This window comes from Nonomuraea sp. K271 (assembly GCF_009908215.1).
Taxonomy (GTDB): domain Bacteria; phylum Actinomycetota; class Actinomycetes; order Streptosporangiales; family Streptosporangiaceae; genus Nonomuraea; species Nonomuraea longispora.
In genome coordinates, this window is record NZ_JAAAHR010000381.1 from 1 (window position 1) to 1,137 (window position 1,137).

2 protein-coding genes and 1 pseudogene are annotated in these 1,137 nt (G+C 67.7%); all 3 read right to left on the reverse strand.

From position 1 onward, the window contains the following. Positions 1-732, reverse strand: a 732-nt coding sequence (locus tag GUY59_RS47075; protein WP_236668181.1) for an IS3 family transposase, incomplete at its 3' end; no start/stop codon positions are given. Further along, a complete protein-coding gene (locus tag GUY59_RS48150; protein WP_201762193.1) occupies positions 662-877 on the reverse strand; it encodes a hypothetical protein in 216 nt (71 codons plus the stop codon). The genes GUY59_RS47075 and GUY59_RS48150, both read right to left, overlap by 71 nt. A gap of 2 nt (positions 878-879) precedes the next feature. Continuing rightward, positions 880-1,137 (reverse strand): annotated as a pseudogene (locus tag GUY59_RS47080) (hypothetical protein); the annotation flags it as partial.

The following is a 1,137-nucleotide window of genomic DNA, read 5'->3' on the forward strand; positions in this document are numbered from 1 at the left end:
GGCTTGTCTCTTCTCGATCATGTGACGTTCGAATGTGATGGGCGGCAAGCCCTCGTTGGCGCTGTGCCGCCGGGTGGTGTTGTAGAAGTCGGCGATCCAGGTGGCGATCTTCAGACGGGCCTCGGCGCGGGTGCGGAACCGGTGGCGGTGCACGTACTCGACCTTGAGCGTGCTGTTGAACGCCTCGGCGGCTGCGTTGTCGAGCGCGCAGCCCACGCGGCCCATGGACTGGACCACGCCCAGGCGCCGGCACAGCTCCTGGTAGCGGGCGGCCGTGTATTCCGAGCCGCGGTCGGAGTGGAAGATCACCCCATCCGCGTTGCCGCCCCGGGTGGCGGCCGCCATCTGCAGTGAGGCGCAGGTCAGCGCGGCATCGTGGTGTTCGGACATGGCGTAGCCGAGCAGTCGGCGGGAGAACAGATCCTCGACCGTGGCCAGATACAGCTTGCCCTCGTCGGTGTCGATCTGCGTCACATCCCCGCACCACAGCACGTCCGCAGCGACCGCGGTGAACTTCCGCCGCACCAGATCCGGAGCGGCCGGCCGCTTGCCCTGCCGGGTCAGCGAGCGCGGCTTGCGCCGCCTGCGGGCGACCAGGCCCAGCTCAGTCATCCTCGCCGCGACCGTGTTCTCCGATACCCGCCAGCCCGCCTCGTGCAGGTCACGAGTGATGCGCGGCGAGCCGTACGTGCCGCCGGAGGCCTCGAACGATCGGGTGATCTCCGTATCCAGATCGGCGCTGCCGGGCGGTCGGCGCGGCCTCGCCGATGCGGTTCTTCCACTTGTAGTACCAGGACTGCGAGACGCCCAGCGCCCGGCAGGAGACGGTGTGGTCGACGTCGTGCTCGGTCTTCTGGGAGCTGATGAAGGCCGCCACGCTTATCGGCCCATCGCCTCTTTGACCCACAAGACCACGGAACGCTTGAGCACGTCACGCTCGTCTTCCAGCTGCTCGCGTTCCTTCTGCCACGCTGCTTTCTCCTGGGCGTGCTGCTTGACCAGCGCGGCCTTCTCCCGCCGCAGCCGGGCCAGCTCCTCCTGCTCCGACTCCTCCAGCGTTCCGCTCCCGTTGCCGTTGTACTGCTCATCCAACCGGTCCATCCGCACCCAATTGTGCAGCGTGTACGGACTGATCCC